Here is a 24075-nt window from a genome sequence, read left to right on the forward strand (position 1 = left end):
CCGGTGGTCTGGAAGCACGTGTCCGCCCTGGCCACCAACGTGGAGTGGCCTTCGACTCGCCTGTCTGGCACCGCCTGATCGACGACCACCACGCCGCCCACCACGAGCGCCCTGCCCAAGTTCTGAGGGCACTCGGCCAGTGCCCCGCCTGGTCCCTCGGCGGTCCCGGCAACCTGACACCCGAGGCCCTGCCCGCCGCGTTCCGCTGAACCGAACCCCAGGACCTTTCTCACCGGCCGACCGATACCACAAAGCTGTACATTAACCGCATGGTCGACGATCCCATCAAACCTGGACACATCACGACACGTAGCGAAATGCAGGACGTCTTCGGTGGCGGCCAAGGGATGGGGATTCACCCATGTACCAAGGTGCTAGAAGAAACAGGCCGCGCCAACGTGCTCCTCTACAGCAACCCAGAGAGAGGCGAACTGTCGGGGTACTACGACGGCTGGCTCCCGACCGAAGATCACATCGGCCCAGTCTTCGAGTACACCGGAGATGGCGAAGGTGACCAGGTGTTTGTCGGCCGTCATGGTCAGCGCAACGGTGCCGTCTTGATGCATGTTGACGACAACCGTGACCTGCGTGTCTTCAAAGCCGATGGCAAGGTGCCCGGATCAAAAGCCAAACGCCAGCGATACATCGGGAAGTTCGAACTGGACGCCGATCAGCCCTACGTCGTGCGCCAGGCTCCCAACCTGAAGGGCGACCTGCGGCGCGTCATCGTGTTCCGCCTCCGCCCGGTGGAAGATGTGACGCAGCTTCCTCAGGACATCATCACCCCCTCGGACAAGACTGAATGTGCCCAGGTACCGGCTGACATCACGACGAGTGTCATGGTGGAACCCGAGTCTCACAGTGGAAAGCCGATCTCACGGTCAGCCATCCCCCGCACCAAGGTCAGCAGACGCGAAGCCTCCCTGTGTGAAGACTTCAGGAAGCTACTTGAAGAGCACGAACACGAGGTCAGCCGGTTCCAGATCAGGGCTGCTGGACTCTCCTCGACCCTCCTGACCGACCTCTACGACACCCACGCCCACGTGCTCTACGAGGCGAAGGGAAATAGCTCCCGCGAAGCCGTGCGTATGGCGATCGGCCAGCTCATGGACTACCGGAGACATGTCACGCCCGCCGACCCCACACTCGCCATTCTCCTTCCCACGAAGCCCCACGAGGATCTCGTCGACCTTCTGGAGTCGGTCAACGTCAAAGTGGTGTACCGGCACAGGGATTCCTTCGTGGGATGGCCAGTTAAGGCCCACGCACCGGGCTAATCGTCGGGGGGCATGGGGAGTTGCCGACCTACGAGACGTCCTGTCCGTTCTCCAGGTAGGCCGTTGTCCCCTCCGCACGGGCCCGAACAGCGTGGGTGATTCGGCGTGCGAGTCGGGGGATGGTGGCCTCTCCGATCGTGTCCACGTCGTGGAACTCGTACCTGGTTAGCTCGGCTGGGTCAAGGACGATCTGGTTCAGCCAGCCTTGGTCGAGCACTCCCCCGTCGAAGACGAACAGCTGCTTGTCGCCCTCGGAGGCATTGGGTGCCCAGTCGACGACCAGGAGCCGTCCGATCGGCGGCGTGATCCCCAGTTCCTCCTTCACCTCCCGGGCGGCGGCCTGGGTCGGGGTCTCCCCGTGCTCGATGTAGCCGCCGGGGATGTCCAGGTAGTCCTTGTAGGAGGGAACCACCATCATCACCCGACCGAGGTGATCGAAGAACAGGACGCCAGCAGCAACCCGGGGGCGGGCGAAAGATTCTGCGGGATCAGAGGCCATACCCGGATACTAATAGCCCTGTGTCAGAGGATTCCCATCCGGTGGGCCAGATCGGCCAGCCTCCGTTTCCTGCGGCCGGACTTAGAGCGCATCATCCGCGCCATGATCTGATAACTCATCACGTGGCGGTGGACGTGGAAGGCGGGCAGACCCTCCTCCAGATAGGCATTCACGACGGCATGGTCACCGCTGCGCGCTACAGCCTCGGGAACCGGGGAGTGCCGTACACAGGAAGCCGCCTACCGCATCCCTCTGGTTTTTTGGGAACACACCTCGTGAAGAAGGGGAACGACTCCATGAGCACGATCGAGTACGAGGCCAAGGTCCTCGGCATCGACCCCGACCAGGTGGCCCGGATCATCCTCGACAAGGGTGGGACCGACTTGGGCGACGTGCTCCAACGCCGCTACGTCTACGACATCGACCCCGCCGACACCTCACGCTGGGTGCGCCTGCGCGACACCGGTGACCGGGTCACGCTCACGGTCAAGGAGATCGAGTCCGACGCCATCGGTGGCACCCGCGAGACCGAGACCGAGATCGGTGACTTCGAGACCGCCAACACCTTGCTGGGAAAGCTCGGCTACCGCCCCAGGGCCTACCAGGAGAACCACCGGCGCAGCTTCACCTTGGACGGCGCTCAGTTGGAGATCGACACCTGGCCGCGCATCCCCGCCTACCTGGAGATCGAGGCCGACAGCCGGGCCGAGGTGGTCCGCGTCGCGGCTTTGCTCGGCTACGCCGAATCCGACCTGACCGGGGAGAACACCACCAAGGTCTACGCCCGCTACGGCATCGACCTGACCACCATCACTGATCTGCGCTTCGACACGAAGTGAGCGTCGCTGCGGTGTGCCTGTGTGCAGCGCGGACGGGGGCACACCGCAGGCTGGTTCTTGGCAACCACAGGCTGCGGCTCAGTGATTCCCCGAGGACTCCTTCAGGGTGGCTAGGAGACCTGTCCACTCGGCGCTGGGGTAGGTGAGGTGGCCGAGGCCCCTGTTCTGGGTGTCACGCACCAGCACAGCCCGCCCTTCGGAGACCTCCACGCAGTTGTTGTTCACACCGCTGCTGTAGCTGCTCTTGTGCCACTCACGACTGCTCATCGAGCTCTCCCTGTACCCGCCGCACCAGCTCATAGCTGTCGCTTGTCGACAGCGCTTCCGACTGGATCGCCCCGAAGAGATTCGCACAGTAGCGCACCTGCTCAGTGTCATCGATGACGAGGTCATCGACCACGTACTCCGCCGTCACGACCATCGGACGATCGGGGAAGGTGTAGATCTTGAAGGGCCCTGAGATACCTGGGGGAAGTTTGCAACGCCGAGGAACGATCTGAAGCCGGAGTGTTCGCGACTCCGTCATCTCAAGCAGATGTTCCAACTGCTCCTTCATCGTGGCCTGGCTACCGAGAACCCGTCGGATCACTCCCTCGTCCAGCACCATCCACAGTAGCGGCCGATCGACTCCCCGCAGGATCTCGTGGCGCTTCACACGGGATGCGACCAGGCGGTCCAAGGTCTCCTCCGTGGCGAACGGCTGCATCGCACGGTATGTGGCCCGGGCATACCCGGGAGTCTGCGCCAAGCCAGGAACCAGGATCGTGTGGTACTCGCGAATGTCCGCAGCTGACCGCTCAAAATCGACGGCGGTCTGCGTACCTACCGGGTAGATACTCTCACTGTTGACCCTGCCCCAGGCACGTTCGAAGAAGCCGGACGTACCGAATATCTGGTCGAGCGACTGGCACTCCTTCAACTGCGGCACATAGATGGCCAGTTCCCAGTAGGAGATGAGGGACGTGGAGCAACTCAACTGCTCAGCGAGCCTCCCCTGGGTCCAGCCCTTGGATTTCCGGAGTTTCCGCAGCTCAGTCGCGATCTTTCGATAGGAGGGGTTGGGCTTCCTGGGCATAGAACTCCAGCGGAATCAAGCAGATTCGACTCTCTGCCAACAGTGTGACACACCCGGACAGCAACGGCGAGAGTTATCGAGAAGTCAATGGCACTTCTGGAAATCCGAGCGCTGTCGCGAGCACAGTTAATGCAGGCCGAAGAGTTGAGCGCTTGAGTCACTTCACCTCAATTGCCAATCATTCGGACATTTAAACCAAATCTAACGACCGCTACCGCTGATCTGAGAATCGCGGAAAAGGAGAGCAAGATGTCCGGATTCGAGGTGCCGAGGCCGCGATGCGGCCACAGCCAGGACCGGCGGGTGGTGGGTGGGTTGCCGGTCCGCGTCAAGAGCCGTCGTGCTGGGGTGGCCGCCGCGTACTTCGACGGAGCACCTGCGCAGGTCGGCCGGATCCGAACCTGGTGCGCGGGGGCCACCGGGCTGGACGAGGAAGCGAACGCCCTGGTCAAGCTGGTCGTCAGCGAACTGGTGACGAACACCGTCATCCACACGGCCTCGGGCGGCCGGTGCGGACGGGTCAGGGTCACCGTGGAGGTGCTGCCCGGTCGGGTCGTCCTGGTCTCCGTGACCGACGACGGTCCTCGGGCCCTGCGCCCGGTCACGGTTCCCGTCCTGACCGACCGCATCGACGGAACACAGCCCTCCGGGCGCGGCCTCCGCCTGGTCGCCGCGTTGGCGGAGAAGTGGTGGTGGACCGGTTGCCCGGGCGGCCCGCTGACCGTGTGGGCGCTGATCGACACCGACCGCGACCTGGACACCTGAGGCCACGGCGGGAAGCGCAGTCCCACGGGGCCAATGACACCCGCCCAGAACACAGAAACACAGATGCCCCAGCCGGTGACTGCAACACCGGTCCGGGGCGTGATCAACCACCTGAACACAGCAGGAGGATGACCGTGCAACACACTACCGGCCGCCACCGCAGGCAACACCGAACCCTCGCGGGCCAGCTCTGTGCCCTCGCCACCACGGCGCTGGCGACCGCCCTGGCCTTCGTGTTCGTGCCCGGCACACCGACTCGAACCGCGATCGGCCCCGCTCCGGACCGACGCGAACTCCCGACCGGTTCCCCTGGCGAGCCCGAGCCGCTCGCCGCGAACCCGGAACCTCGGCCCTCGGACCCCGACGAGACCGGCGGCGCGCTCGTCCGCCCGTACATGTACCCGCGCCCCCAGCGTCGGGCGACCATCCCCCAGCCGCGCATCCCCGTGGGCGACCTCCTGGCGGCGGAGCCGCCACCGCAGCGGGGCGAGTTCGACGAACTCGCCAGCCTGGTCCGCGTCTACCTCGCCACCGACGGTTCCCCCGCCACCTGAGCCGAACGCCCCGCCGCTCGGGCGGCGACCGTCACGGCCACCGCCCGAGCGGGACAGCGAACATCAGGTCAATCCCGAACGGCCAACGCGTCGACCTCGAACAGCATCCCCGGCAGCGCCAGCGTCGCCACCCCCAGCAGGGTCTGCGCGGGCGGCTTCCCGCCCCAGATCGCGTGCACGCGCTCCCCGAGGACCTCCAGCCTGCCCAGGTCGTGATCGACGACGTAGGTCCCCAACCGGACGACGTGCCGGTACCCCAGCCCCGCGGCCTCCAGCGCCGTGCCCAGGTGGGCGAAGGCCAGCTCCACCTGCCCGGCGAAGTCCTCCACCGCCACCCCGCCCTTGGCGTCGGACGCGTACTGCCCCGCGACGACCACCAGCTCTCCGGAGGTCTCGGCCAGGTGGGAGTACCCGAACGGCACCGGGTCGTGCAGGCCCTCGGGGTTGCTCAGCGTGTGTGCCATGTCAGTTCCTCCGTGAATCCGATGTCCTGAACCCGTCGGCCACCCGGCCGTCCAGCAGCGCGCCCAACGCGATGGCCGGGTTGAACGCGCGGGCCGGCAGCGCCGTCGCGGTCTCGGGAACCTCCGACGCGTGCCGCGGCGTCCAGGTCTGTGAACCCACCGACACCCCGCCGTATGCCAGCCCCCGCACGACGAGCGCCGCGACGGCGGCGACGGGAATAGAACCGGGAACGCGAACGTTTCCCGCGCCGCTGCCGACACCGCGAACCACGCGCGACGGCCACGGGGGGGCGTCCGTCCGGACGTCGTCTCCGCCTGAGGCGTCCGCGCTCCGACCTCGCGCCGCCAGGCGAGTTCGGCCCGGCGCGTCACCAGGTCGATCCGGCGGGAGCCGACTGGGGACTCGTCCAGCGCGGCCCTACCCCTTGCGGGCGACCCCGCCGAAGTCGTCCAGGAGCCGGACCGTGCCCACCTCGGCCGGTTCCGGGCGCCACTCGGTCACCGAGACCACACCCGGCTCCAGCAGCTCCAAGCCGTCGAAGAACCCGGCGATCCGCTCGGGCGTGCGGTTGACCCGGGGGTTCTCCCCGGCCTCGTTCCACTGCCGGATCATCTCGTCCATCTCGGCGGGGGCGATGACGTTGGTGTCGTCGCACAGCACCAGGTGGCTGCCGCTGGGCAGGGCGTCCACGAGTCGGCGGACGACGGCGTAGGCCTCCTCGTCCTCGACCACGTGCGCGGTGACGCCCAGGAGCAACAGCGCGGTCGGCCGGGACAGGTCCAGCGTCTTCGCGGCCTCCCGCAGAATTCGCTCGGGCTCGTGCAGGTCGGCGTCGACGTAGTCGGTCGCGCCCTCGGGACTGCCCGTGAGCAGGGCGCGGGCGTGCGTGAGCACGAGCGGGTCGTGGTCGACGTAGACGATCCGCGCCGCCGGGTCGTGCGCCTGGGCGACCTCGTGGGTGTTGTTGGCGGTGGGCAGCCCGGTGCCCACGTCGAGGAACTGGTCGACCCCGGCCTCGGTGACCAGGTGGCGGACCGTGCGCACGAGGAACGCCCGCTGGGCGACGGCGATCTCGGCGATCATCGGGTTGGCGTCACGGATCTGGTCGCCCACGGCCCGGTCGGCCGGGTAGTTGTCCTTACCGCCCAGCCAGTAGTTCCACACGCGCGCGGAGTGCGGAACCGACGTGTCCAGGGGGTGGGGCGAGGAGGGGGTGGTCATGGAGTCCTTCGTTCGTCGGCCGTCGTTCGCGGCCAACCTAGACCACCCCGATCCCCTACACCACAGGGCTTTCAGGCGCCGCGGGCGAAGAGCCCGGCGGCGTGATCCGGGACGCCGCGGGGAAGGTGGCCGCTCTCCGCGGGGACGCCCCAACCGGGCCCCGATCACGCGACGGAGTCTGGCACGGCGCGACGACAGGCCGGGGCGGGCGGGCCGAACGACTCCGGAACGTGGGAAACCTCCACCACTCCGTGTTTACCCGTAGGTAACAATTGGATCGACCGCCCCAGAGGCCTGGATCACGTGACGCCGCGCACCCTAGTGTTCCCGCATGAGTGTCTTGCGCAGCCGTGTCCTCGTTCGCGTACTTCTGGGCTCCCTCGCAGCCGTGGTGGCGCTGGCCCTGATAGCCACACTCCTGGGGATATGGGCCGTGCGCCGCTCATTCCCGGAGACCTCCGGCGAGCTCACCCTCCCCGGACTCGACTCCTCCGTCACCGTCCTGCGCGACGAGTACGGCGTCGCCCACGTCTACGCCGAGACCTCGCACGACCTCTTCATGGCCCAAGGGTTCACCCACGCCCAGGAGCGCTTCTGGGAGATGGACTTCCGCCGCCACGTCACCGCCGGCCGGACCGCCGAACTGTTCGGCCCCGACCAGGTCGAGACCGACGCCTACCTGCGCACCATGGGCTGGCGCCGCGTCGCCGAGCAAGAGTACGACCTGCTCGACGAACAGACCCGGGGCCACCTGGACGCCTACGCCGAGGGCGTCAACGCCTGGATCGAGGAGCACGAGGGCACCGCCGCCAGCCTGGAGCACGGTCTGCTCGCCGTGACCGCCGACGACTACGCCATCGAGCCCTGGACCCCCGCCGACAGCCTCGCCTGGCTCAAGGCCATGGCCTGGGACCTCGGCGGCAACCTCCGCGAGGAGACCGAGCGCGCCGTCCTCCTCGCCTCCGGCCTCACCCGCGACCAGATCGACGAGCTCTACCCCGCCTACCCCGTCGATCAGCACACGCCGATCACCGCGACCGACGAGCTCAACGGCGCCGAGGCCGACTCCGGGACCGACGCCCCGATGGCGGACGAGCGCCGCGCCCCCGGCGCCGCCCCGACCGACACCGCCGCCGCACCCGACGCGACGCCGGACACCACTCCCCCGGACCTGCCCGAGGACGCCCTCTCCGCCGTCGACGGCCTCGACCGGATCTCCGAGGCGATCCCCGGCCTGCTCGGCCCCTCCACCAGCCCCGACCTGGGCTCCAACTCCTGGGTGGTCTCCGGCGAGCACACCGAGTCCGGCCTGCCGCTCCTGGCCAACGACCCCCACCTGGGCGCGTCGATGCCCTCCACCTGGTTCCAGATCGGACTGCACTGCGACGAGATCACCGACGCCTGCCCCTACGACGTCACCGGGTTCAGCTTCTCCGGTCTGCCCGGCGTGGTCATCGGCCAGAACGAGTCCATCGCCTGGGGCCTGACCAACCTCAACCCCGACGTCATGGACCTCTACGTGGAGCGGATCGACGGCGACCACTACGTCGTGGACGGTGAGCGCGTGCCCCTGGAGGTCATCGAGGAGACGATCGCCGTCGCCGGCGGCGAGGACGTCGACATCACCGTCCGCCTGACCGGGCACGGACCGCTGATCTCCGACGCCGAGGCCGGATCGCACCTCGCCCCCGTCACCGAGAATCCGCAGGTCGCCGAACCCGTGGAGTCGGACGATGAGGCGCCGGACTCCCCCGACGGCGCGGACGGCTCCGAGTACGGCGTAGCCCTCCGGTGGACCGCCCTGGAGCCCGGCACCACCGTCGAGTCCATCTTCGCCATCAACCGCGCCCGCGACTGGGACGACTTCCGTGACGCCGCCAGCCGCTTCGACGTCCCCGCGCAGAACCTCGTCTACGCCGACGCCGAGGGCAACATCGGCTACCAGGCTCCGGGCCGCGTCCCCGTGCGCGGCGAGGGCGACGGCCGCTGGCCCGTCCCCGGCTGGGACTCCGCCTACGACTGGGGCGACTACCTGCCCTTCGACGCGCTGCCCAGCGTGTACAACCCCGACTCGGGGGTGATCGTGACCGCCAACCAGTCCCTGGTGGACGCCGAGTACCCCCACCACCTGACCGACGACTGGGACTACGGATACCGGAGCCAGCGGATCAACGACCTGATCGACCAGGCGATCACCGAGGGCCCGGTGACCTCGGAGGACATGTCCGCGATCCACATGGACTCCTACCACCTGGCCGCCGCCGGGACCCTCCCCCACCTGCTGGAGGTCGAGGTCGACGGTGTCACGGCCCAGGCTCAGGACCTGCTGCGGAACTGGGACGGCCACACCGGCCCCGACTCGGCGGGCGCCGCCTTCTACCAGGCGTTCTGGCGCCACCTGCTGCCGCTGCTCTTCGACGAGCTGGGCGACGGCGTCACCATGAGCGGCAGTTCGCGCGGCATGTACGTGGTCAACGAGCTCCTCGCCGACCCCGAGTCCGCCTGGTGGGACGGTGAGACCGCCGACGGCCGCGACGAGGTCCTGGCCGCCGCGATGGACGCCGCGGCCGAGGAGCTGACCGAGCGCCTGGGCGAGGACCCCGCCGACTGGCGCTGGGGCGACCTGCACACCCTGACCGCGACCAACCAGTCCTTCGGCACCTCTGGGATCGGCCCGGTCGAGTGGCTGCTCAACCGCGGCCCGGTGGAGAGTTCGGGCGGGTCCAGCATCGTCAACGCCACCGGATGGAACGCGACCGAGGGCTATGAGATCGTCGCCGTGCCGTCCATGCGCATGGTCGTGGACCTCGCCGACCGGGACGCCTCCACCTGGATCCACCTGACCGGCAACTCCGGGCACGCCTTCCACCCCAACTACGACGACCAGATGGAGGCGTGGGCGGCGGGCGAGACCCTGCCGTTCACCGTCTCCCGGGAGGGGGTGGAGGAGGCCGCGGTGGACGAGCTGACCCTCGTCCCGTGACCGACCCGGAGCACCACCGCCTCGCCCCCGTCCGGCGCTCTCCGGCCGGACGGGGGCGAGGCGGTTCGGCGGACCGGTTCAGCGACCGGTTCAGCGCATCGGTTCAGTCAGTCCGCGCCAGGTCGGGGAACTCCACCCCGGTGAGCTCCTCGGAGACCGTCCACAGCCGCCGCGCGGCGATCGAGTCCCACGCCGCCTCGCTCCGGCTGCACAGGCCGGGGACGCCGCGTGTTCCCCCCATCTTCGTGGGTCCGGCGAACGCGGCCCCCGGCACGTCCTGGGTGGCGGCGTAGATCGTGGGCAGCGCTCCGACGGCCCCGCTCTGGGCGATCAGCCTGTTCCCCACGGCCATCAGTGCCCGGGCGAGGGGGTTGGCGGCGTGACTCTGGAGGTTGGTGGCCGCGTACCCGGGGTGGGCGGCGGTCGCGAGCACCGGCGACCCCGCCGCCTCCAGTCGTCGCTGCAGCTCCAGCGTGAACAGCAGGTTGGCGAGCTTGGACTGGGCGTAGGCGCGGCCCGGCGTGTAACCGGAGTCCAGGTTCAGGTCGTCGAAGTCGATGCCGCGCATCGCCCGGTGCAGGCCGGAGGAGACCGTCACCACCCGACCGGTGACGTGGGTCAACAACAGGTTGGTGAGGGCGAAGTGGCCGAGGTGGTTGACGCCGAACTGCGTCTCGAACCCGTCCGCCGTGTACGAGCGGGGCAGGGCCATCACGCCCGCGTTGTTGACGAGCAGGTGGATCGGCCCGTCCCACCCCTCCGCGAACGCGCGCACCGACGCCAGGTCGGCGAGGTCGAGGGGACGCACCTCGGTGGCGCCGTCGACCGACTTCGCGGCGGCCTGACCCTTCTCCTCGTCGCGCACCGCCATCACCACCCGCATACCCTTGCGGGCGAGGACGCGCGTGGTCTCCAGGCCCAGGCCGCTGTTGGCTCCGGTGACGACCGCCGTACGGCCGCTCAGGTCGGGGATCGTGACCGCTTTCGTGTCCATCGCGCCACCGTAGGCGAGCCATCTTAAAGTTGTCAATGACAACAATGCTGGCGGCGGAAACACCCGACCTATGCTGGAGCCATGCCTGACCGCCCCTATCACCACGGTGACCTGCGCGCCGTTCTCCTCGCCAACGCCGAACGCGCCCTCGCCGAGCGCGGACCGGCCGCGCTGTCCCTGCGCGAGCTCGCCCGTGAGGCGGGGGTGAGCCACGCCGCGCCCAGCCGCCACTTCAGGGACAAGCAGGCCCTGATCGACGCCCTGGCGCTCACCGGGTTCGAGCGGCTCACCGAGCGCATGGAGGGCACGGCCAAGGTCGAGGACGGGGACGACACCCTCGCGAACCTCATCAGGCTGGCCCGGACCTACGTGGACTTCGCCGTCGAGCACCCCGCCCTGCTCGACCTCATGTACACGCGCAAGCACGACCCCGACGTCTCCGAACAGCTCGCCGCGGCGGTCGAGCGCATGCTCGACTCGGTGGTGAGTCCGATCAGGGAGGGCCAGGCCGCCGGGGAGATCGCCGAGGGGGACCCCCTCACCATCGCGATGACCGTGTCCGCCACCCTGCACGGCTTCGTCATGTTCAAGGCGGACGCCGACCCCGCCGACGTCGAGGTGTACCTCGCCGACGTGATGGGGGTCCTCTACAACGGGATCGCCCCGCGCTGAGGTGAACCGGTCCGCCGGAACCACACCGCGACCGGACACGTCCCAGGGTGGCGAACCCATCACCGGCAGAACCGGAGAAGAAGGCCCCATGGAGTTTCCCGGCGACTTCGAGACCCACCTGACGCTCGACGCGCCCACACCGGCGCGTGTCGACGAGGCGGCAGCGTGGGCGCGGGAGAACGGACTGAAGTTCACCCACATCGAGCTCGACCGGGGCGCCTCCGCCTCCCAGCCCATGGTCACCTACCACGGCCACGGCACGCTCAGTGGGGAGATCGCGGTGGCCGAGAAGTGGACCGACCGCCTGGCCGAGGGCGGATTCGGAGTGACCCGCGCCAAGATCGAGGTCTCCCAGTCCAACGTCGGCGTCCCCAGGAACCGCGAGGAGGCACTGGCCCTCCCGGCCCACTGCTACTTCGAGCACCACATCAAGCTGCTGCTCGCCCCGGACACGGATCTCGACGCGCTCTCGCGGCTCGTCGAACCGCACCTCGCCCGGTTCTCCCGAAACGCCCGACGGGTCCGCGAGGACGGCTACCAGGAGCGGTTCGTCACGCAGCGCTGTTCACGGGTGGGGCTGTCCACAGCCAGGGCCCTCCTGGACCAGCTCCAGACGGCGCTGAGGGAGGAGGGCCTGGCCTGGGCGTGGCGGCCCCAGGACGCCGATCCGGAGACCAGGGTCCTCGGCATCGAGCGGGAATTCGTCGTGTACGACAGCGCGCTCGGCCTGGACGCCGGGTGGATGGACGCCGCCCCGGTGTCGGCCGGGGCCGGGTCCTCCGTCCGGTCGTCTCCCCGGGCCTGGTCGCAGGATCGCTACCCCGACACCTACCTGCCGAACACCGCCGGACCGCACGCCAGCCAGGAAAAGGTGTTCGACCCGGCGCTCAAGCAGTACCAGCACGCCTACCGGCCCGGCGAGCCGGTGTTCGACGACCCGGGGCTCGCCGCCCGTTGGTGGAACACCCACCGATGCGCCATGGAGGAGGCGCTGGCCGTGATCGCGGGCACGCGGTGGCGCGACCACCTGGTCCTGCGCGGCAGCATGCTCATGCCCATGTGGGTCGGCGACGCCGCCCGGCGCGCCCGCGACCTGGACTTCGTCGTCGTCCCGGCGGACATGGAACCGGTCGGTGAGGACGCCTCCCGGATGCTCGACGACCTGGTGGGCGCGTTCGACGGCGCCGTCACGAACCTGCCCGGCCTCCGGTTCCACCCCGACGAGGCGCGGACGGAGAGCATCTGGACCTATGAGCGCGCCGAGGGACGCCGGATCGTCCTCCCGTGGTCGTGGGAGCACCTGCCCAAGGGCACGGTGCAGGTCGACATCGTGTTCCACGAACCGATGCCGGAGCCGCCCGTCCACGCACGGGTCGGGTCGGCGGAGGTCCTCGCGGCCAGCCCGGAACTCTCCCTGGCGTGGAAGGTCCTGTGGCTGTACACGGACGGCTACCCCCAGGGCAAGGACCTGTACGACGCCGTGCTCCTGGCCGAGAACTCGTCCCTGTCCCGCGACCTGTTGATGAGGGTCCTGGGACCGGTGATGGAGGAGGAGATGGGCGTGAACGCCGAGGAGGTGGACGAGCGGTTCCTGCGGGAGTCCGGCGAGCTCTTCGCCGTCGAAGGGGAGTGGGCGCACTTCGTGCGCGAGTGCCCGTGGGTCGAGGGCGGCGCCGAGACCTGGCTGACCCGGTTCGAGACCGCCGTGGCCCCGTCGTTCAGGAAGGACTGAGCCCGAGCGCCCGGCGCGCGGCGGCCGCCCAGTGCGGGGCGCCCGCGCGCTCGGCGACCGCCAGCGCCCGCCGCCGGTGCCGCTCCGCCTCGTCCGGCCTGCCCAGAGCCTCGGCCAACGCGCCCAGATACCCGGCCACGGGACCGAGCGTGAGCAGTCCGGTCTGCGCACCCGCGAGTTCCCCGGCGGCGGGGAGCAACGATGCGTGAGCCCGTTCCATCGCCGCGCGGTCACCCGTCCGGAGCGCGACCAGCGCGGCGAGGACCGTGCGGGCCTCCCGCAGCAGGTCCGGTGGCGAGTCCGCCGGAAGCGTCTCGGCCGCCGCGGTGAGCTCACCCCTGCACGCCAGGTCGAGCGCCCGGACCCAGGGCGTCAAGGGCCCGGTGCCGACGGCGACCGCCTCCCCGGCGGCGAGCGCGACCCCGGCGCCCTCGCCGCTCTGGATCCGCAGGCAGAGGAGGGCGAACGGCGACAGCCCGCGTTCCATCCCCCGCATGCCGCTCCGTCGCAGCCCCCCGGACGCGGACCGGTACGCCGCCTCCGCCTCACGGACACGCCCGGCCACGGCGAGGCGCAGGGCGGCGTACCACTCGGTGAACACGCCCACGAGCGGGATCCCGTACTCCTCGGCCAGCCGGTCCGCCGCGGCGGCGTGCTCGTCGGCGGTGTCCAGATCCGCGAGCGCCGCGTGCGCCTGGAGCAGGATCAGACGGCCCAGCACCTCGAAACCGACCAGGGAGTGCCGCCGGGCGAGGCCGACCAGTTCCGTTCCCAGGTCGGCGCGCTCCCCGGCCGACCCCGGCCGCTCGAAGGCGTGCATGAACCGCGCGTTGAGCGCGAACGCGAGCAGCTCCGGATCGTCCAGTTCACGGGCGATCGCCTCGGCCGCGTGGGCCGCCGACCGGCCCCGCCCGCCCGGGACGCCCCGCAGCTCCATCGCGACGGTGGCGAGCAGTCGGCAGCGCTGTGCCGGGAACCGCTCCGGGAGGGCGGCGAGCGTGCGCTCGGCCGCGGCCGCCACCCGCTGGGACAGGGCCTCGTCGTCGTTGGCGGTCCAGATCGCGGGGACGTCGAACGCCCCGAGGACCGCGGCGGTCTGGAGGGGGTCGCCGAGTTCCTCCGCCATGGCGACCGCCTCGCCCCGGTGGCGGCGGGCGCTCTCCAGGTCGCCGGTGAAGGCGAGCGCGCGGACCAGCCCCATGACCAGGTCGAGCCGTTCCCGGACGGCGTTTCCGGCCGCGGCGCCCGTGCCCTCCGTGTCGCCCCCGCCCTCCGCGGCGCCCGCACCGGCCTCCCGGTCGTGGGCGGTCAACGCCTCCCGCCACAGACGGGCCGCCTCGTGCGGGGCGAAGGCCCGTTCGGCTCGCCCGGCGGCCTCGCGCGCGTACCGCACGGCCTTCCCCCGCGCGGCGTTGTTCCCGGCGCGCACGTAGTGGTGGGCGAGGGCATCCGCGTCGTGGGGACGCAGCCGTTCGACCACCTCGGCGATCCGCGCGTGCGAACGGGCCCGGCGGACGCTGGCGACCTCCTCGCGGAGCGCGTCCCGCACCAGATCGTGCGTGAACCGCGCCCGCTCCGGCCCGGCGTCGACCATCACACCCTCACGCTGGGCGGACTCCACCGCCCGCAGCGCCTCCTCCTCCCCGACGAGGGCGGACAGGACATCCATGTCGACCTCGCGGCCGACCACCGCCGCCTGGCCGAGGACACCCCGGCTGGCCTCCGGGAGCCGGGCCACACGGCGGCGGACCACGTCCCGCACCCCGGCGGGGACCGAGTCCAGCGCGGCGGGCCCCTCGTCGCGGAGCAGGCGGGCGAGTTCCCCCGTGTAGAACGGGTTGCCTCCGGTCCGCCGGTGAACGGCGCGCACGGTGGCGGCGTCCACCGGACCGTCCAGTGCGGCCCGGAGTATCTCCCCGACCGCCGTCGCGTCGAGCCCGCCCAGGTGGACGCGGGCCGGTTCGACCCTGGCCAGCCGCCCCAGCGCCTCGGCCAGGGACGGACCGATCTCGGTGGCCCGGTAGGTGCCCACGACCGCGACGGGCGCGGCGATCCCCTCGCCCGCCAGGAACGCCAGAAGGGAGAGCGTCTCCTCCCCCGACCACTGGAGGTCGTCGAGAACGAGCAGCAGCGGCGCTGTGCCCGCGACCCGGGCCAGGTGGTCGGCGACGGCGCGGTGTGAGCGGAACCGGGTGGCCGCCATCTCCCCGGGCGTCAGCCGGTCCGGATCCCCGACGGTCCGGGAGACCTCCGGCGGCGTCGGGTGCCCGGCCCGGTCGAGCGAGGTGAGCACCTGGGTCCACGGCCAGAGACCGGGCGCCCCCTCCTGCTCGGGGCCGCGCCCCCAGGCGGCGGTCCACCCCCGTTCCTCCAGCCGCCCGGTGAGCGCCTCGGCCAGCGTGGTCTTGCCCTCCCCGGCGTCACCGGAGACCAGGGCGACGCCGAGCGCCCGGCGTGACACGGCCCCGTCGGCGACCTCCTCCAGGCGTTCCAGTTCCTCAGCCCTGCCGACGAACGGCCGCCTCCGCCCGGCGCGCGGAACGGGCCGTCCTCCCCGCGCTCCCGAAGGCTCCCCGGGGCCGTCCGGTCGGGAGCCGGCCGCTCCGGGCCTCCTGGCCCGGGGCGTGACCGAGCGGTCCGCGCCCGCCTGACGGGCGACCGGTCGCGGTCCGGCGCGCCGGGTGCTCTCCAGGCCCGGGGACTGGGTGAGGATGTCGGTCTCCACGCGCCGGAGTTCGGGGCCGGGATCCACGCCCAACTCCTCGGCCAACGCCGCACGCGCCCGGCGCAGGGCGGCCAGGGCGTCCCCCTGCCGGCCGGACCGGTACAGTGCGAGCGCCAACAGCCGCCAGGACTCCTCGCGCCAGGGATGGCCGGTGGTCTGCGCCTCCAGGTCGGGCACGGCCTCGGCCGCCCGTCCGAGCGCCAGCAGCGCCCGCGTCCTCAGGTCCACGGCCAGTGTCCGCAGTTCACCGAGGCGGGCGGCGTCGGCGCGCGCCCAGTCGGTGTCGGCGAACTCCGCGTAGGCGGGACCGCGCCACAGGCTCAGGCCCACGTCGACCTCGGCCACGGCGGCCTCCCCGTCCCCGTGCTCCAGCAGACGTCCCGCAGCCTCCAGAGCGGTCTCGAAGCGCCGGGCGTCGACCGACCCCGGCGGGGTGCGCAGCGCGTATCCCGGGCCGACCGTGACCAGCAGTCGCGCGGGTGACCGGGGCGGCCGGTCGGGTTCCAGCGCCCGGCGCAGCTCCCCGACGAACGTGCGGATCGCGCCGACCGCGCCGCGCGGGGGGTCGTCCCACAGATCGTCGGCGAGCCGTTCCACGGGCGCCACCCGTCCCCGGGCCACCAGGAGCCGGGCCAGGACCGCCCGGTGACGCGCCCCCTTGAGTCTGATCGGCCCGCGCTCGTCGGCCGCCTCGATCGGCCCGAGCACCCCGAACGTCACCGACGACACGACCACCCCCGTACCAGCCCCGTGTTCCGGTCCGCGCCGCGCGCACCGTACGGACCACGGCCCCCAACCTATCCACGCGTGACCTGGGGACCCGCGCCCCGGCGGCGCGCTGATCCGCCGCTGACCGGGTGCTGACCCGCCCGGAGCATGCTCGTGGCACGCCGCCGGACCGAGCGGCGCCGACACCACGAGGAGCCATGATGGAACCGACGATCAGCGGATTCGACTACCAGCGCGTACCCGTGGCGGACGGGGTCGCCCTGAACGCCGCCGTCGGCGGGTCGGGCGGCCCGGTCGTCCTGCTGCACGGGTTCCCCCAGACCCACCTGATGTGGCGGCACGTCGCCGCCGACCTGGCCGCCGACCACACCGTGATCTGCCCCGACCTGCGCGGGTACGGAGACAGCGACAAACCCGAGGACACCGACGGGAACACCTACGCCAAGCGCACGATGGCGGCGGACGTCGTCTCGCTCGCCCGCGCCCTCGGCCACGACCGGTTCGCCCTGGCGGGCCACGACCGGGGCGCCCTCGTGGCGGTCCGCGCCGGGCTCGACCATCCGGGGGCGGTCACCCACCTGGCGTCGCTGGACGTCCTGCCGACCCTGGACATGTGGGACGTCATGCACGGCGTGTCGGCCGCCGTGGGGTTCCACCTCTACCTGATGGCGCAGCCGCCCGGCCTGCCGGAGGAGATGATCTCGGCGGCCCCGGACGCGTTCTTCGGCTCCTTCCTGGACGCCTGGTCGAACGCCCCGGAGGCGATCCCCGACGATGTCCGCGCCGCCTACCTGCGGGCGTGCCGCGCGGCGGTGCCGTCGATCGTCGCCGACTACCGCGCCTCGGCCGGCGTCGACGTCGAGCACGACGAGCACGACCGCGCGGCGGGGAACCGTTTGGCCATGCCGGTGACGGTGCTCCAGCAGGACTGGGGCGCGGCGCTGGGGTTCGACGCCGCCGCCCGGTGGCGCGCCTGGGCCGCCGACCTCCACCACGCCACGGTCTCGTGCGGCCACTTCATGGCGGAGGAGGCCCCGGCGGAGGTCGTCGGGGAGCTGCGGGCCCTCCTGGCGCGCTGAGCGGGACCGGCGCCTCATCACTTCGCGCGCCCGCGACGGTCGGGCCACGGCACGGTTCAGCGGTTCACCGGACCGGGTAGGTCCTGGTTACGGCCGGTGACCGGGGCCAGCGGCGGCGCCGGGGCGGCCGACGTCGAACGGGGGCGGCATGAAGGCGAAGATCGGCGACTACGTGCACACGCACGGCGTCGCCAGCAGCGACGGACAGCACAGCGGCAGGATCGTGGACGTGCGCGGCGCCAACGACGGGCCGCCGTACGTCGTGCGGTTCCCAGACGGTGAGGAGCGGCTGATCTTCCCGGGGCCGAACACCATCGTGGAGCCCCGCTTCCCGAGCGACTGACTCCCGGTCCCGGGACTCCGGACACACGGAGGGCCGGTGGGCACGACGCCCACCGGCCCTCCGCGAGGTTCATGTGGGGTCGCCCCTCAGGCCCTGAGCCTCTCCAGGAACCCTCCGAGGTTCTCCCTGGCCCGCGCGGCCTGCTCCTCGACCGTGAGCGACTCCACGATCCGCCCTCCCCCGGGACCGGGCTCCCTCAGCCCCCGGATGTAGAGCGAGCAGGCGAAGTCCGCGCACATGCGCAGCCCGACCGTGTTCCCCTCGCGGCCGGCCTTGCCCGCCTTGGGCGCCGACATGAGGGTCACGCCCCCGCCCCGGTGGGTGGTCAGGCACAGCGAGCACAGGGTCGGGCGGAACCCGTCGCGCGCGGGGACGATGCGCAGCGCCACCCCCACCGGCCCCTCCTCCCCTTCGACGACCAGGTAGGCGCGCTCGTGCGCCGTGTGGTCTCGCCAGCCGAGGAAGTCCAGGTGCTCCCAGGGACGCTCCGCGAGATCCCGAGGCGGGGACAGGCGCTGGGCCTCCCCCTTCGAGCAGTTGATGAATGATCCGCGGATGTCCCGCTCGGTCAGAGCCTTCATGACCACCGACGCTAACAACCTGGCCAAACGCCGGGCAAAGGGTTTTCGGCGCGTCGGCGCCGTCACATGCGCGGATCACCCCGGAACAGCACAAAACCATTGGAACCACGCACAGTCCGCCGCCTACGCTCCCGCCAGGCGGTGGACCGTACGGACGGTCCCCATGCTTGCGCGCGCTCGCCGCCACACCCCGAACCCAGAAAGGACGGAACAGCCCATGGCCATCCAGCACACGGAACTGGCCACGGTCCGCAACATCGGGATCATGGCGCACATCGACGCGGGCAAGACGACCACCACCGAGCGCGTTCTGTACCTCACCGGTGTCTCCCACCGGGTCGGTGAGGTCCACGACGGGAACACCGCCATGGACTTCATGCCCGAGGAGCGGGAGCACGGCATCACCATCACCTCCGCCGCCACGACCTGCCACTGGCCGGTGGAGGGGGTCACCCACACCGTGAACGTCATCGACACCCCGGGCCACATCGACTTCACCGTCGAGGTGGAACGGTGCCTTCGGGTGCTCGACGGCGCGGTCGCGGTGTTCGACGGCGTGGCCGGTGTCGAGCCGCAGTCGGAGACGGTGTGGCGCCAGGCCGACCGCTACGGAGTGCCGCGCGTGTGCTTCGTCAACAAGCTCGACCGCGTCGGCGCCGACTTCGCGCGCTGCGTCGACACGATCTCCGCGCTGCTCGGCGCCGCTCCGCTGGTTCTGCAGATCCCGATCGGCACGGAACGGGACCTGCACGGTGTGGTCGACCTCGTCCGGATGCGGGCGCTCGTGTGGTCGACCGAGGCCGAGCACGGCGAACGGTTCGACGTCGTCGACCTCCCGGACGAGCTGGCCGCCGAGGCCGGTCAGTGGCGAGCCCGCCTGGTGGAGGCGGTCGCCGAGCACGACGAGGAGGTGATGGAGCTGTACGTCGGGGGCGTGGAACCCACGGAGGAGCAACTGCACGCGGCGATCCGCCGCGCCACCCTCGGCTCCGTCGACGGCGGCACCACGGTCACCCCGGTGCTGTGCGGCAGCGCCTACCGGAACATCGGTGTCCAGCCCCTGCTCGACGCCGTGGTCCGCTACCTGCCCTCCCCGGTCGACTCCGGTGTCGTGCACGGTCACCTTCCGGGCGATCCCGGCACGGTGGTCGGGCGGGAGCCGTCGGAGGACGCGCCGCTGGCCGCCCTGGCGTTCAAGATCAGCGGCGACCCGCACCTGGGCAGACTCACGTTCGTCCGCGTGTACTCGGGACGGCTCGACACGGGCGCCCGGGTGCACAACTCCGCGCGGGGAAGGAGGGAACGCGTCGGCAAGGTCTACCGCGTGCACGCCGACGAACGCGAGGAGATCGCGTCGGCGGGTGCCGGGGACATCGTCGCCGTCATGGGGTTGAAGCGGACCGCCACCGGGCAGACGCTGTGCGATCCGGAGCATCCGGTCGTGCTGGAGTCCATGGACTTCCCGGACCCGGTCATCGAGGTCTCGGTCGAACCCGAGTCCCGTGCCGACCAGGACCGGCTCTCCGGCGCCATCGCGCGCCTGGCGGAGGAGGACCCCTCCTTCCGGGTGCGCGCCGACGCCGAGAGCGGCCAGACCATCATCGGCGGAATGGGCGAGCTGCACCTGGAGATCCAGCTCGACCGGATGCTCCGGGAGTACCGGGTGGCGGCCCGGATCGGCCGGCCCCGGGTCGCCTACCGCGAGACGATCCGGAGGTCCGTGTCCGGGGTCGAGTACACCCACCGGAAGCAGTCCGGCGGCAAGGGGCAGTACGCGCGCGTGCGGATCGCCCTGGAGCCGTTGGAGTCCGGGTACGAGTTCGTGAACGCGGTGACGGGGGGCCGGGTGCCCAGGGAGTTCGTCCCCTCCGTGGAGGAGGGGTGCCGCCAGGCGATGCTGGCCGGTGTGTTCTCGGAGCATGAGATGACCGGTGTCCGGGTGACGCTGCTCGACGGGGCCTTCCACACGGAGGACTCCTCCGAGCTGGCGTTCCGGATCGCCGGGACGGCGGCCTTCCGGGAGGCGGCCGCCCGGGCGGAGCCGGTCCTCCTCGAACCGGTGATGGCCGTGGAGGTCACCACCCCGGAGGAGTACATGGGCGATGTGATCGGCGACCTCAACTCCCGTCGGGGGCGGGTGCGGGCGTTGTCGGACCGGTATGGCGCGAAGGTGGTGTCGGCACTGGTGCCGATGGCGGAGACGTTCGGCTACGTGGGTGACCTGCGCGGCCGGACCTCCGGCAGGGCGAGCTTCACGATGGGGTTCGACTCCTACGCCGAGGCGCGCACGGCGGCCCCCGGGGTCTGACACCCGGGGTGTGGCTCCGAGGCCGGGCCGCCCGGAGCGTGGCGCTCCGGGCGGCCCGGCCCGTCGCGGCCCCGGTCGGCCGCGCCGGAGGGCGTGTCGGGGCGGTCATGCGTCGAATCCGGGCACTTGCGTTGGTCTCCCCGACGATCTATTTTCGTTAGTGATTCGAACATTAGAGAAGCTAACGATTGGAGTCCACATGCCCGTCGTCGACGTTCTCGACTCGACCATGTACTACGAGGAGACCGGGGAGGGGACACCCGTCGTGTTCCTCCACGGCAACCCCGCCTCATCCCGCCTGTGGCGGAAGGTCCTGCCCGCCTTCGGCGCCCCCGGGCGCCTGTTGGCCCCCGACCTGATCGGCATGGGGCGATCCGGGAAACCCGACGGCGCCCACCGGTTCGCCGACCACGCGCGCTACCTCGATGCCTGGTTCGACGCACTGGACCTGGACCGGGTGGTGCTGGTCGGGCACGACTGGGGAGGGGCCCTCGCCTTCGACCTGGCCGCGCGCCACCCCGGGCGGGTGCGCGGCATCGCCTTCATGGAGGCCGTCATCCGGCCGATGTCCTGGGCGGAGCTGAGCGTCCCGGCCCGCGAGCGCTTCGAGACCCTGCGCTCCCCGGAGGGAGGGGAGAGGGCGCTCAGCGGCAACGGACTCGTGGACGCCGCCTTCACCCGTGGCGTCCTCAACCCGCTGGACGAGGAGGAGATCGCACCCTACCGGGCTCCCTATCCGACCCCGGAGAGCCGGCGTCCGCTGCTCACGTGGGCCCGCTCCATCCCCCTGGACGGCGGGCCGGCCGACGTGGTGGAGCGGCTCGACGGCTACCGCGGCTGGCTCACCGCCAGCGACGACGTGCCGAAGCTACTGCTGACCTTCGACTCCTCGCCGACGCTGCTCGTCACCGAGGACATGGCCGCCTGGTGCGCGACCCACATGGCGGCCCTGGAGAGGGAGCACTGCGGCCCGGCGGGGCACCACTCGCCGGAGGACCGGCCCGAGGCCATCGGCGCGGCGACCGCCGCGTGGGCGGACCGCCACGGCCTCCGGTAGCGGCTACAAAAGATCAACCAGCGGGAACTCCTGCGCGAAGACCGAGTTCGGGTCGATCCACCGCACCAGGTCCCGGAAGTCGGACTCGGCCTCGTCCGCCTCCGGGTGGTCCCATCCGCCGTGGACGTCCTCCTCGGCGAGGATCCGGGCCACCCAGTACCAGCGCCAGGCCATCTCCACCAACGCGACCGAGGAGGAGGCCGCCCAGGCCGCGGACGCGGGGTCCGACCAGGGCAGCGCCGCCCGGCCGGTCCCGCGCTCCACCCAGAACTCCCCGTCACCGGACGGGTGCGTGTACACCAGGCGGCCCACGTCCCCGAGATCCCCGTCACGACCTTCCTGCCCGAGACGGTGGGCGAACAGGCCTCCGGGGAGCCCGAAACGGTCCAGGGCCCGCCGCCCGATCTCGGGGACGGCCACCTCGTCCAGCCCGCCGACCTCCGCGCGCTCCCCCGCGGCGACCAGGTCCGGCAGCGGTGCGCTCACCGCCCACAGGTAGCGTGCGTGCCCATCGTCCATCCGGTATCCGTGCAGGTCCAGCACGGTGCGGTCGTACGCGTGGACGTCCCACCGCTCGATCCGCTCCGGTCGGGTGCGGTCCGCGACCGCCAACAGCTCGGGGTCGGCCGCCGCGATCTCCCACAGGAACGGGAGCCCCTCGTCGTCCTCGTCGAGCACACCGCCCCCGTCCGTCGCCCGCCGTCGCCCGCCGTCGCCCGCCGTCGCCCGCCGTCGCCCGCCGTCGCCCGCGAACGCTACCGCGCGGCCGTGACACTTCCCGGAAGGCGCCCTGGGGCGTGTGTGGTGGATGCCGCCCGTCGCGAGCGGCGTATCCAGTGCGGCTGTCGCAAGGCCGAAGAAGGAGTCAGGGTGGGGTCCTGTCGACTGATGAGAACACAGCGACAGTTGTGCTGGGGCGACGCACAGCGGGGTGAGTGTCCGCCATACATGCCCTAACCGACCTCGAAGCGGATGATCCGGTCGTCGCCCTCGCGCACGTTCCCCCGGCCGTCGGTGTTGGAGGTGGTGATCCAGAGCGTCCCGTCCGGGGCCTCTCCGACCGTGCGCAGCCGACCGAACCGGCCCTCCAACCGCGGGGACGGCTCACCGAGCGCGCCGTCCTCCAGGGGAACGGCCCACAGCCGCTCCCCCCGCAGCGCCGCGACGTACAGGGTGTCGCCGACGACGGCGGCGCCGGACGGCGAGGCCTCGTCGGGGGTCCAGGTGATCAGGGGGTTGGTGAAGCGCCCCCCGTCGGTGTCACCGGTCCCCTCCACCTCCGGCCAGCCGTAGTTGTGGCCCGGTTCGATCAGGTTGACTTCGTCGAAGGCGTCCTGACCGAACTCGGTGGCGAACATCCGCCCCTCGTCGTCCCAGGCCAGGCCCTGCACGTTGCGGTGTCCGAGACTGTGCACGGGGGATCCGGGGTCCGGGTTGCCGGGTGCGGGGTCCCCCTCCGGGGTCAGCCGCAGGATCTTGCCGTTGGGGCTGTCCGGGTCCTGGGCCAGGGCGGGCCGACCCGCGTCACCGGTGGCGACGTACAGCATCCCGTCCGGGCCGAAGGCGATCCGGCCGCCGTCGTGGTACCTGTTCCTGGCGATGCCGTCGAAGACGACCTCCGGGTCCTTCCCGTCAAGCCGGAACCGAACGACGCGGTTGTCGTCCTCGGTCGTGAGGTAGGCGTGGACGTAGCCGTCCTCCGCGTGGTCCGGTGACAACGCCAGGCCCATCAGTCCGCCCTCCCATCCGGACTCCGCCCCCTCGGGCCCCGCGACGCCGGGCACCTCGTACACCTCCTCCGGCTCGGCCCCGCCGGGTGACACCCGCAGGATCCGCCCGGTGTGCCGCTCCGCCACCAGGGCGTCGCCGGACGGCAGGAAGGCCAGGCCCCACGGGATGTCGAGCCCGCTGGCCACCTCGACGCCGTCGCCGAGGTCCGGTGCGCGGATGGGTGCGCCACCCGTCCCACCGCCGTCGATCCCCTCGCTCGCGGTGCAGGCGGCGAGGGCGGTGACCGCGACCGCGAGCAGAACCGCCGCGCGACGACGGGCGACCGCCGTCCGGTCTGCCGCCATGACTCGCCTCCCTGGGGTCCGCGTCCGTTTCGGGCCCCTCACCGCCGTCCGGCGAGCGGCTCCGGTCCCCATGGGGATACCCACTGGCGCGGAGGTCACCGG

General features: G+C 71.3%; 24 protein-coding genes. 12 read left to right on the plus strand and 12 right to left on the minus strand.

What is annotated here, in order from left to right; genetic code table 11:
• Positions 1 to 44: 44 nt before the first annotated feature.
• Both KIK06_RS19560 and KIK06_RS19565 read left to right on the plus strand, forming a co-directional pair.
• The gene (locus KIK06_RS19560; RefSeq protein ID WP_017599277.1) at positions 45 to 209 is read left to right on the plus strand and encodes a hypothetical protein; all 165 of its coding nucleotides are present in this window, start codon (positions 45 to 47) and stop codon (positions 207 to 209) included.
• A gap of 60 nt (positions 210 to 269) precedes the next feature.
• On the plus strand, positions 270 to 1277 hold the full coding sequence (locus tag KIK06_RS19565) for a hypothetical protein (RefSeq protein WP_040689712.1): 1008 nt from the start codon (positions 270 to 272) through the stop codon (positions 1275 to 1277).
• 28 nt (positions 1278 to 1305) lie between these two features.
• Here KIK06_RS19565 and KIK06_RS19570 read toward each other — a convergent pair whose 3' ends face one another.
• On the minus strand, positions 1306 to 1776 hold the full coding sequence (locus KIK06_RS19570) for an NUDIX domain-containing protein (protein WP_268644615.1): 471 nt from the start codon (positions 1774 to 1776) through the stop codon (positions 1306 to 1308).
• Between the two features lie 23 nt (positions 1777 to 1799).
• Positions 1800 to 1949 carry a hypothetical protein gene (locus KIK06_RS19575; RefSeq protein ID WP_268644616.1) on the minus strand — a complete coding sequence of 50 codons (150 nt, stop codon included), beginning with the start codon at positions 1947 to 1949 and terminating at the stop codon, positions 1800 to 1802.
• A gap of 123 nt (positions 1950 to 2072) precedes the next feature.
• On the opposite strand from KIK06_RS19575, the gene KIK06_RS19580 reads away from it, so the two are divergent.
• A complete protein-coding gene (locus KIK06_RS19580) occupies positions 2073 to 2615 on the plus strand; it encodes a class IV adenylate cyclase (RefSeq protein ID WP_268644617.1) in 543 nt (180 codons plus the stop codon).
• 78 nt (positions 2616 to 2693) lie between these two features.
• Here the strand turns inward: KIK06_RS19580 and KIK06_RS19585 are convergent, their stop codons facing one another.
• On the minus strand, positions 2694 to 2882 hold the full coding sequence (locus KIK06_RS19585; protein WP_268644618.1) for a DUF397 domain-containing protein: 189 nt from the start codon (positions 2880 to 2882) through the stop codon (positions 2694 to 2696).
• A complete protein-coding gene (locus KIK06_RS19590) occupies positions 2869 to 3690 on the minus strand; it encodes a helix-turn-helix domain-containing protein (RefSeq protein ID WP_268644619.1) in 822 nt (273 codons plus the stop codon). The genes KIK06_RS19585 and KIK06_RS19590 overlap by 14 nt, the downstream gene beginning before the upstream one ends.
• A 249-nt stretch (positions 3691 to 3939) precedes the next feature.
• Between KIK06_RS19590 and KIK06_RS19595 the strand changes: the two genes are divergently transcribed.
• Positions 3940 to 4455: an ATP-binding protein gene (locus KIK06_RS19595; RefSeq protein WP_268644620.1), complete on the plus strand. Its 516-nt coding sequence runs from the start codon at positions 3940 to 3942 to the stop codon at positions 4453 to 4455.
• Between the two features lie 134 nt (positions 4456 to 4589).
• Positions 4590 to 5009, plus strand: a complete 420-nt coding sequence (locus KIK06_RS19600) for a hypothetical protein (RefSeq protein ID WP_268644621.1) — start codon at positions 4590 to 4592, stop codon at positions 5007 to 5009.
• A gap of 68 nt (positions 5010 to 5077) precedes the next feature.
• On the opposite strand, the gene KIK06_RS19605 is transcribed toward KIK06_RS19600, so the two are convergent.
• The 3 genes from KIK06_RS19605 to KIK06_RS19615 all read right to left on the minus strand — a co-directional run bounded on the left by KIK06_RS19605 (position 5078) and on the right by KIK06_RS19615 (position 6695).
• Positions 5078 to 5473 (minus strand): RidA family protein, encoded by a 396-nt coding sequence (locus KIK06_RS19605; RefSeq protein ID WP_268644622.1) that lies wholly within the window; start codon positions 5471 to 5473, stop codon positions 5078 to 5080.
• A gap of 1 nt (position 5474) precedes the next feature.
• Positions 5475 to 5633 (minus strand): hypothetical protein, encoded by a 159-nt coding sequence (locus tag KIK06_RS19610; protein ID WP_268644623.1) that lies wholly within the window; start codon positions 5631 to 5633, stop codon positions 5475 to 5477.
• 258 nt (positions 5634 to 5891) lie between these two features.
• Positions 5892 to 6695: an SAM-dependent methyltransferase gene (locus tag KIK06_RS19615; protein ID WP_268644624.1), complete on the minus strand. Its 804-nt coding sequence runs from the start codon at positions 6693 to 6695 to the stop codon at positions 5892 to 5894.
• A 331-nt stretch (positions 6696 to 7026) separates the two neighbouring features.
• Between KIK06_RS19615 and KIK06_RS19620 the strand changes: the two genes are divergently transcribed.
• Complete coding sequence (locus KIK06_RS19620; RefSeq protein WP_268644625.1) at positions 7027 to 9678, plus strand: penicillin acylase family protein; 2652 nt, start codon at positions 7027 to 7029, stop codon at positions 9676 to 9678.
• 103 nt (positions 9679 to 9781) lie between these two features.
• Here KIK06_RS19620 and KIK06_RS19625 read toward each other — a convergent pair whose 3' ends face one another.
• Positions 9782 to 10672: an oxidoreductase gene (locus tag KIK06_RS19625; protein ID WP_268644626.1), complete on the minus strand. Its 891-nt coding sequence runs from the start codon at positions 10670 to 10672 to the stop codon at positions 9782 to 9784.
• 81 nt (positions 10673 to 10753) lie between these two features.
• Here KIK06_RS19625 and KIK06_RS19630 point away from each other — a divergent pair, with 81 nt between their 5' ends.
• Positions 10754 to 11344 carry a TetR/AcrR family transcriptional regulator gene (locus tag KIK06_RS19630; protein ID WP_017599265.1) on the plus strand — a complete coding sequence of 197 codons (591 nt, stop codon included), beginning with the start codon at positions 10754 to 10756 and terminating at the stop codon, positions 11342 to 11344.
• Between the two features lie 88 nt (positions 11345 to 11432).
• Positions 11433 to 13076: a nucleotidyl transferase AbiEii/AbiGii toxin family protein gene (locus KIK06_RS19635; RefSeq protein WP_268644627.1), complete on the plus strand. Its 1644-nt coding sequence runs from the start codon at positions 11433 to 11435 to the stop codon at positions 13074 to 13076.
• On the opposite strand, the gene KIK06_RS19640 is transcribed toward KIK06_RS19635, so the two are convergent.
• Entirely contained in the window at positions 13063 to 16536 is a 3474-nt protein-coding gene (locus KIK06_RS19640) for a BTAD domain-containing putative transcriptional regulator (protein WP_268644628.1), read from the minus strand. The two genes, KIK06_RS19635 and KIK06_RS19640, sit on opposite strands and share 14 nt — an antisense overlap.
• Before the next feature lie 194 nt (positions 16537 to 16730).
• Here KIK06_RS19640 and KIK06_RS19645 point away from each other — a divergent pair, with 194 nt between their 5' ends.
• Positions 16731 to 17609: an alpha/beta fold hydrolase gene (locus tag KIK06_RS19645; protein WP_268646080.1), complete on the plus strand. Its 879-nt coding sequence runs from the start codon at positions 16731 to 16733 to the stop codon at positions 17607 to 17609.
• A gap of 148 nt (positions 17610 to 17757) precedes the next feature.
• Positions 17758 to 17952, plus strand: a complete 195-nt coding sequence (locus KIK06_RS19650; protein ID WP_017599259.1) for a DUF1918 domain-containing protein — start codon at positions 17758 to 17760, stop codon at positions 17950 to 17952.
• A gap of 86 nt (positions 17953 to 18038) precedes the next feature.
• Here the strand turns inward: KIK06_RS19650 and KIK06_RS19655 are convergent, their stop codons facing one another.
• A complete protein-coding gene (locus KIK06_RS19655) occupies positions 18039 to 18533 on the minus strand; it encodes an FBP domain-containing protein (protein ID WP_026127727.1) in 495 nt (164 codons plus the stop codon).
• A gap of 217 nt (positions 18534 to 18750) precedes the next feature.
• Here KIK06_RS19655 and fusA point away from each other — a divergent pair, with 217 nt between their 5' ends.
• Both fusA and KIK06_RS19665 read left to right on the plus strand, forming a co-directional pair.
• Entirely contained in the window at positions 18751 to 20841 is a 2091-nt protein-coding gene (gene fusA, locus KIK06_RS19660; RefSeq protein ID WP_268644629.1) for an elongation factor G, read from the plus strand.
• 199 nt (positions 20842 to 21040) lie between these two features.
• Complete coding sequence (locus KIK06_RS19665; RefSeq protein WP_268644630.1) at positions 21041 to 21898, plus strand: haloalkane dehalogenase; 858 nt, start codon at positions 21041 to 21043, stop codon at positions 21896 to 21898.
• A gap of 3 nt (positions 21899 to 21901) precedes the next feature.
• Here the strand turns inward: KIK06_RS19665 and KIK06_RS19670 are convergent, their stop codons facing one another.
• Together KIK06_RS19670 and KIK06_RS19675 are read right to left on the minus strand one after the other, a co-directional pair.
• Positions 21902 to 22576, minus strand: coding sequence for a hypothetical protein (locus KIK06_RS19670; RefSeq protein WP_268644631.1), 675 nt, complete (start codon positions 22574 to 22576; stop codon positions 21902 to 21904).
• A 275-nt stretch (positions 22577 to 22851) separates the two neighbouring features.
• Entirely contained in the window at positions 22852 to 23973 is a 1122-nt protein-coding gene (locus tag KIK06_RS19675) for a PQQ-dependent sugar dehydrogenase (protein ID WP_268644632.1), read from the minus strand.
• Positions 23974 to 24075: the final 102 nt, after the last annotated feature.

The sequence above is a fragment of the Nocardiopsis sp. EMB25 genome (assembly GCF_026797795.1).
GTDB lineage: Bacteria > Actinomycetota > Actinomycetes > Streptosporangiales > Streptosporangiaceae > Nocardiopsis > Nocardiopsis lucentensis.

Excerpts from the sequence above, each read along its gene's own strand:
- KIK06_RS19565 (WP_040689712.1), top strand. The coding sequence starts at position 270 with ATGGTCGACGATCCCATCAAACCTGGACACATCACGACACGTAGCGAA.
- KIK06_RS19570 (WP_268644615.1), bottom strand. The coding sequence starts at position 1,776 with ATGGCCTCTGATCCCGCAGAATCTTTCGCCCGCCCCCGGGTTGCTGCT.
- KIK06_RS19580 (WP_268644617.1), top strand. The coding sequence starts at position 2,073 with ATGAGCACGATCGAGTACGAGGCCAAGGTCCTCGGCATCGACCCCGAC.
- KIK06_RS19585 (WP_268644618.1), bottom strand. The coding sequence starts at position 2,882 with ATGAGCAGTCGTGAGTGGCACAAGAGCAGCTACAGCAGCGGTGTGAAC.
- KIK06_RS19590 (WP_268644619.1), bottom strand. The coding sequence starts at position 3,690 with ATGCCCAGGAAGCCCAACCCCTCCTATCGAAAGATCGCGACTGAGCTG.
- KIK06_RS19595 (WP_268644620.1), top strand. The coding sequence starts at position 3,940 with ATGTCCGGATTCGAGGTGCCGAGGCCGCGATGCGGCCACAGCCAGGAC.
- KIK06_RS19605 (WP_268644622.1), bottom strand. The coding sequence starts at position 5,473 with ATGGCACACACGCTGAGCAACCCCGAGGGCCTGCACGACCCGGTGCCG.
- KIK06_RS19615 (WP_268644624.1), bottom strand. The coding sequence starts at position 6,695 with ATGACCACCCCCTCCTCGCCCCACCCCCTGGACACGTCGGTTCCGCAC.
- KIK06_RS19620 (WP_268644625.1), top strand. The coding sequence starts at position 7,027 with ATGAGTGTCTTGCGCAGCCGTGTCCTCGTTCGCGTACTTCTGGGCTCC.
- KIK06_RS19625 (WP_268644626.1), bottom strand. The coding sequence starts at position 10,672 with ATGGACACGAAAGCGGTCACGATCCCCGACCTGAGCGGCCGTACGGCG.
- KIK06_RS19630 (WP_017599265.1), top strand. The coding sequence starts at position 10,754 with ATGCCTGACCGCCCCTATCACCACGGTGACCTGCGCGCCGTTCTCCTC.
- KIK06_RS19635 (WP_268644627.1), top strand. The coding sequence starts at position 11,433 with ATGGAGTTTCCCGGCGACTTCGAGACCCACCTGACGCTCGACGCGCCC.
- KIK06_RS19645 (WP_268646080.1), top strand. The coding sequence starts at position 16,731 with ATGGAACCGACGATCAGCGGATTCGACTACCAGCGCGTACCCGTGGCG.
- KIK06_RS19650 (WP_017599259.1), top strand. The coding sequence starts at position 17,758 with ATGAAGGCGAAGATCGGCGACTACGTGCACACGCACGGCGTCGCCAGC.
- KIK06_RS19655 (WP_026127727.1), bottom strand. The coding sequence starts at position 18,533 with ATGAAGGCTCTGACCGAGCGGGACATCCGCGGATCATTCATCAACTGC.
- fusA (WP_268644629.1), top strand. The coding sequence starts at position 18,751 with ATGGCCATCCAGCACACGGAACTGGCCACGGTCCGCAACATCGGGATC.
- KIK06_RS19665 (WP_268644630.1), top strand. The coding sequence starts at position 21,041 with ATGCCCGTCGTCGACGTTCTCGACTCGACCATGTACTACGAGGAGACC.
- KIK06_RS19675 (WP_268644632.1), bottom strand. The coding sequence starts at position 23,973 with ATGGCGGCAGACCGGACGGCGGTCGCCCGTCGTCGCGCGGCGGTTCTG.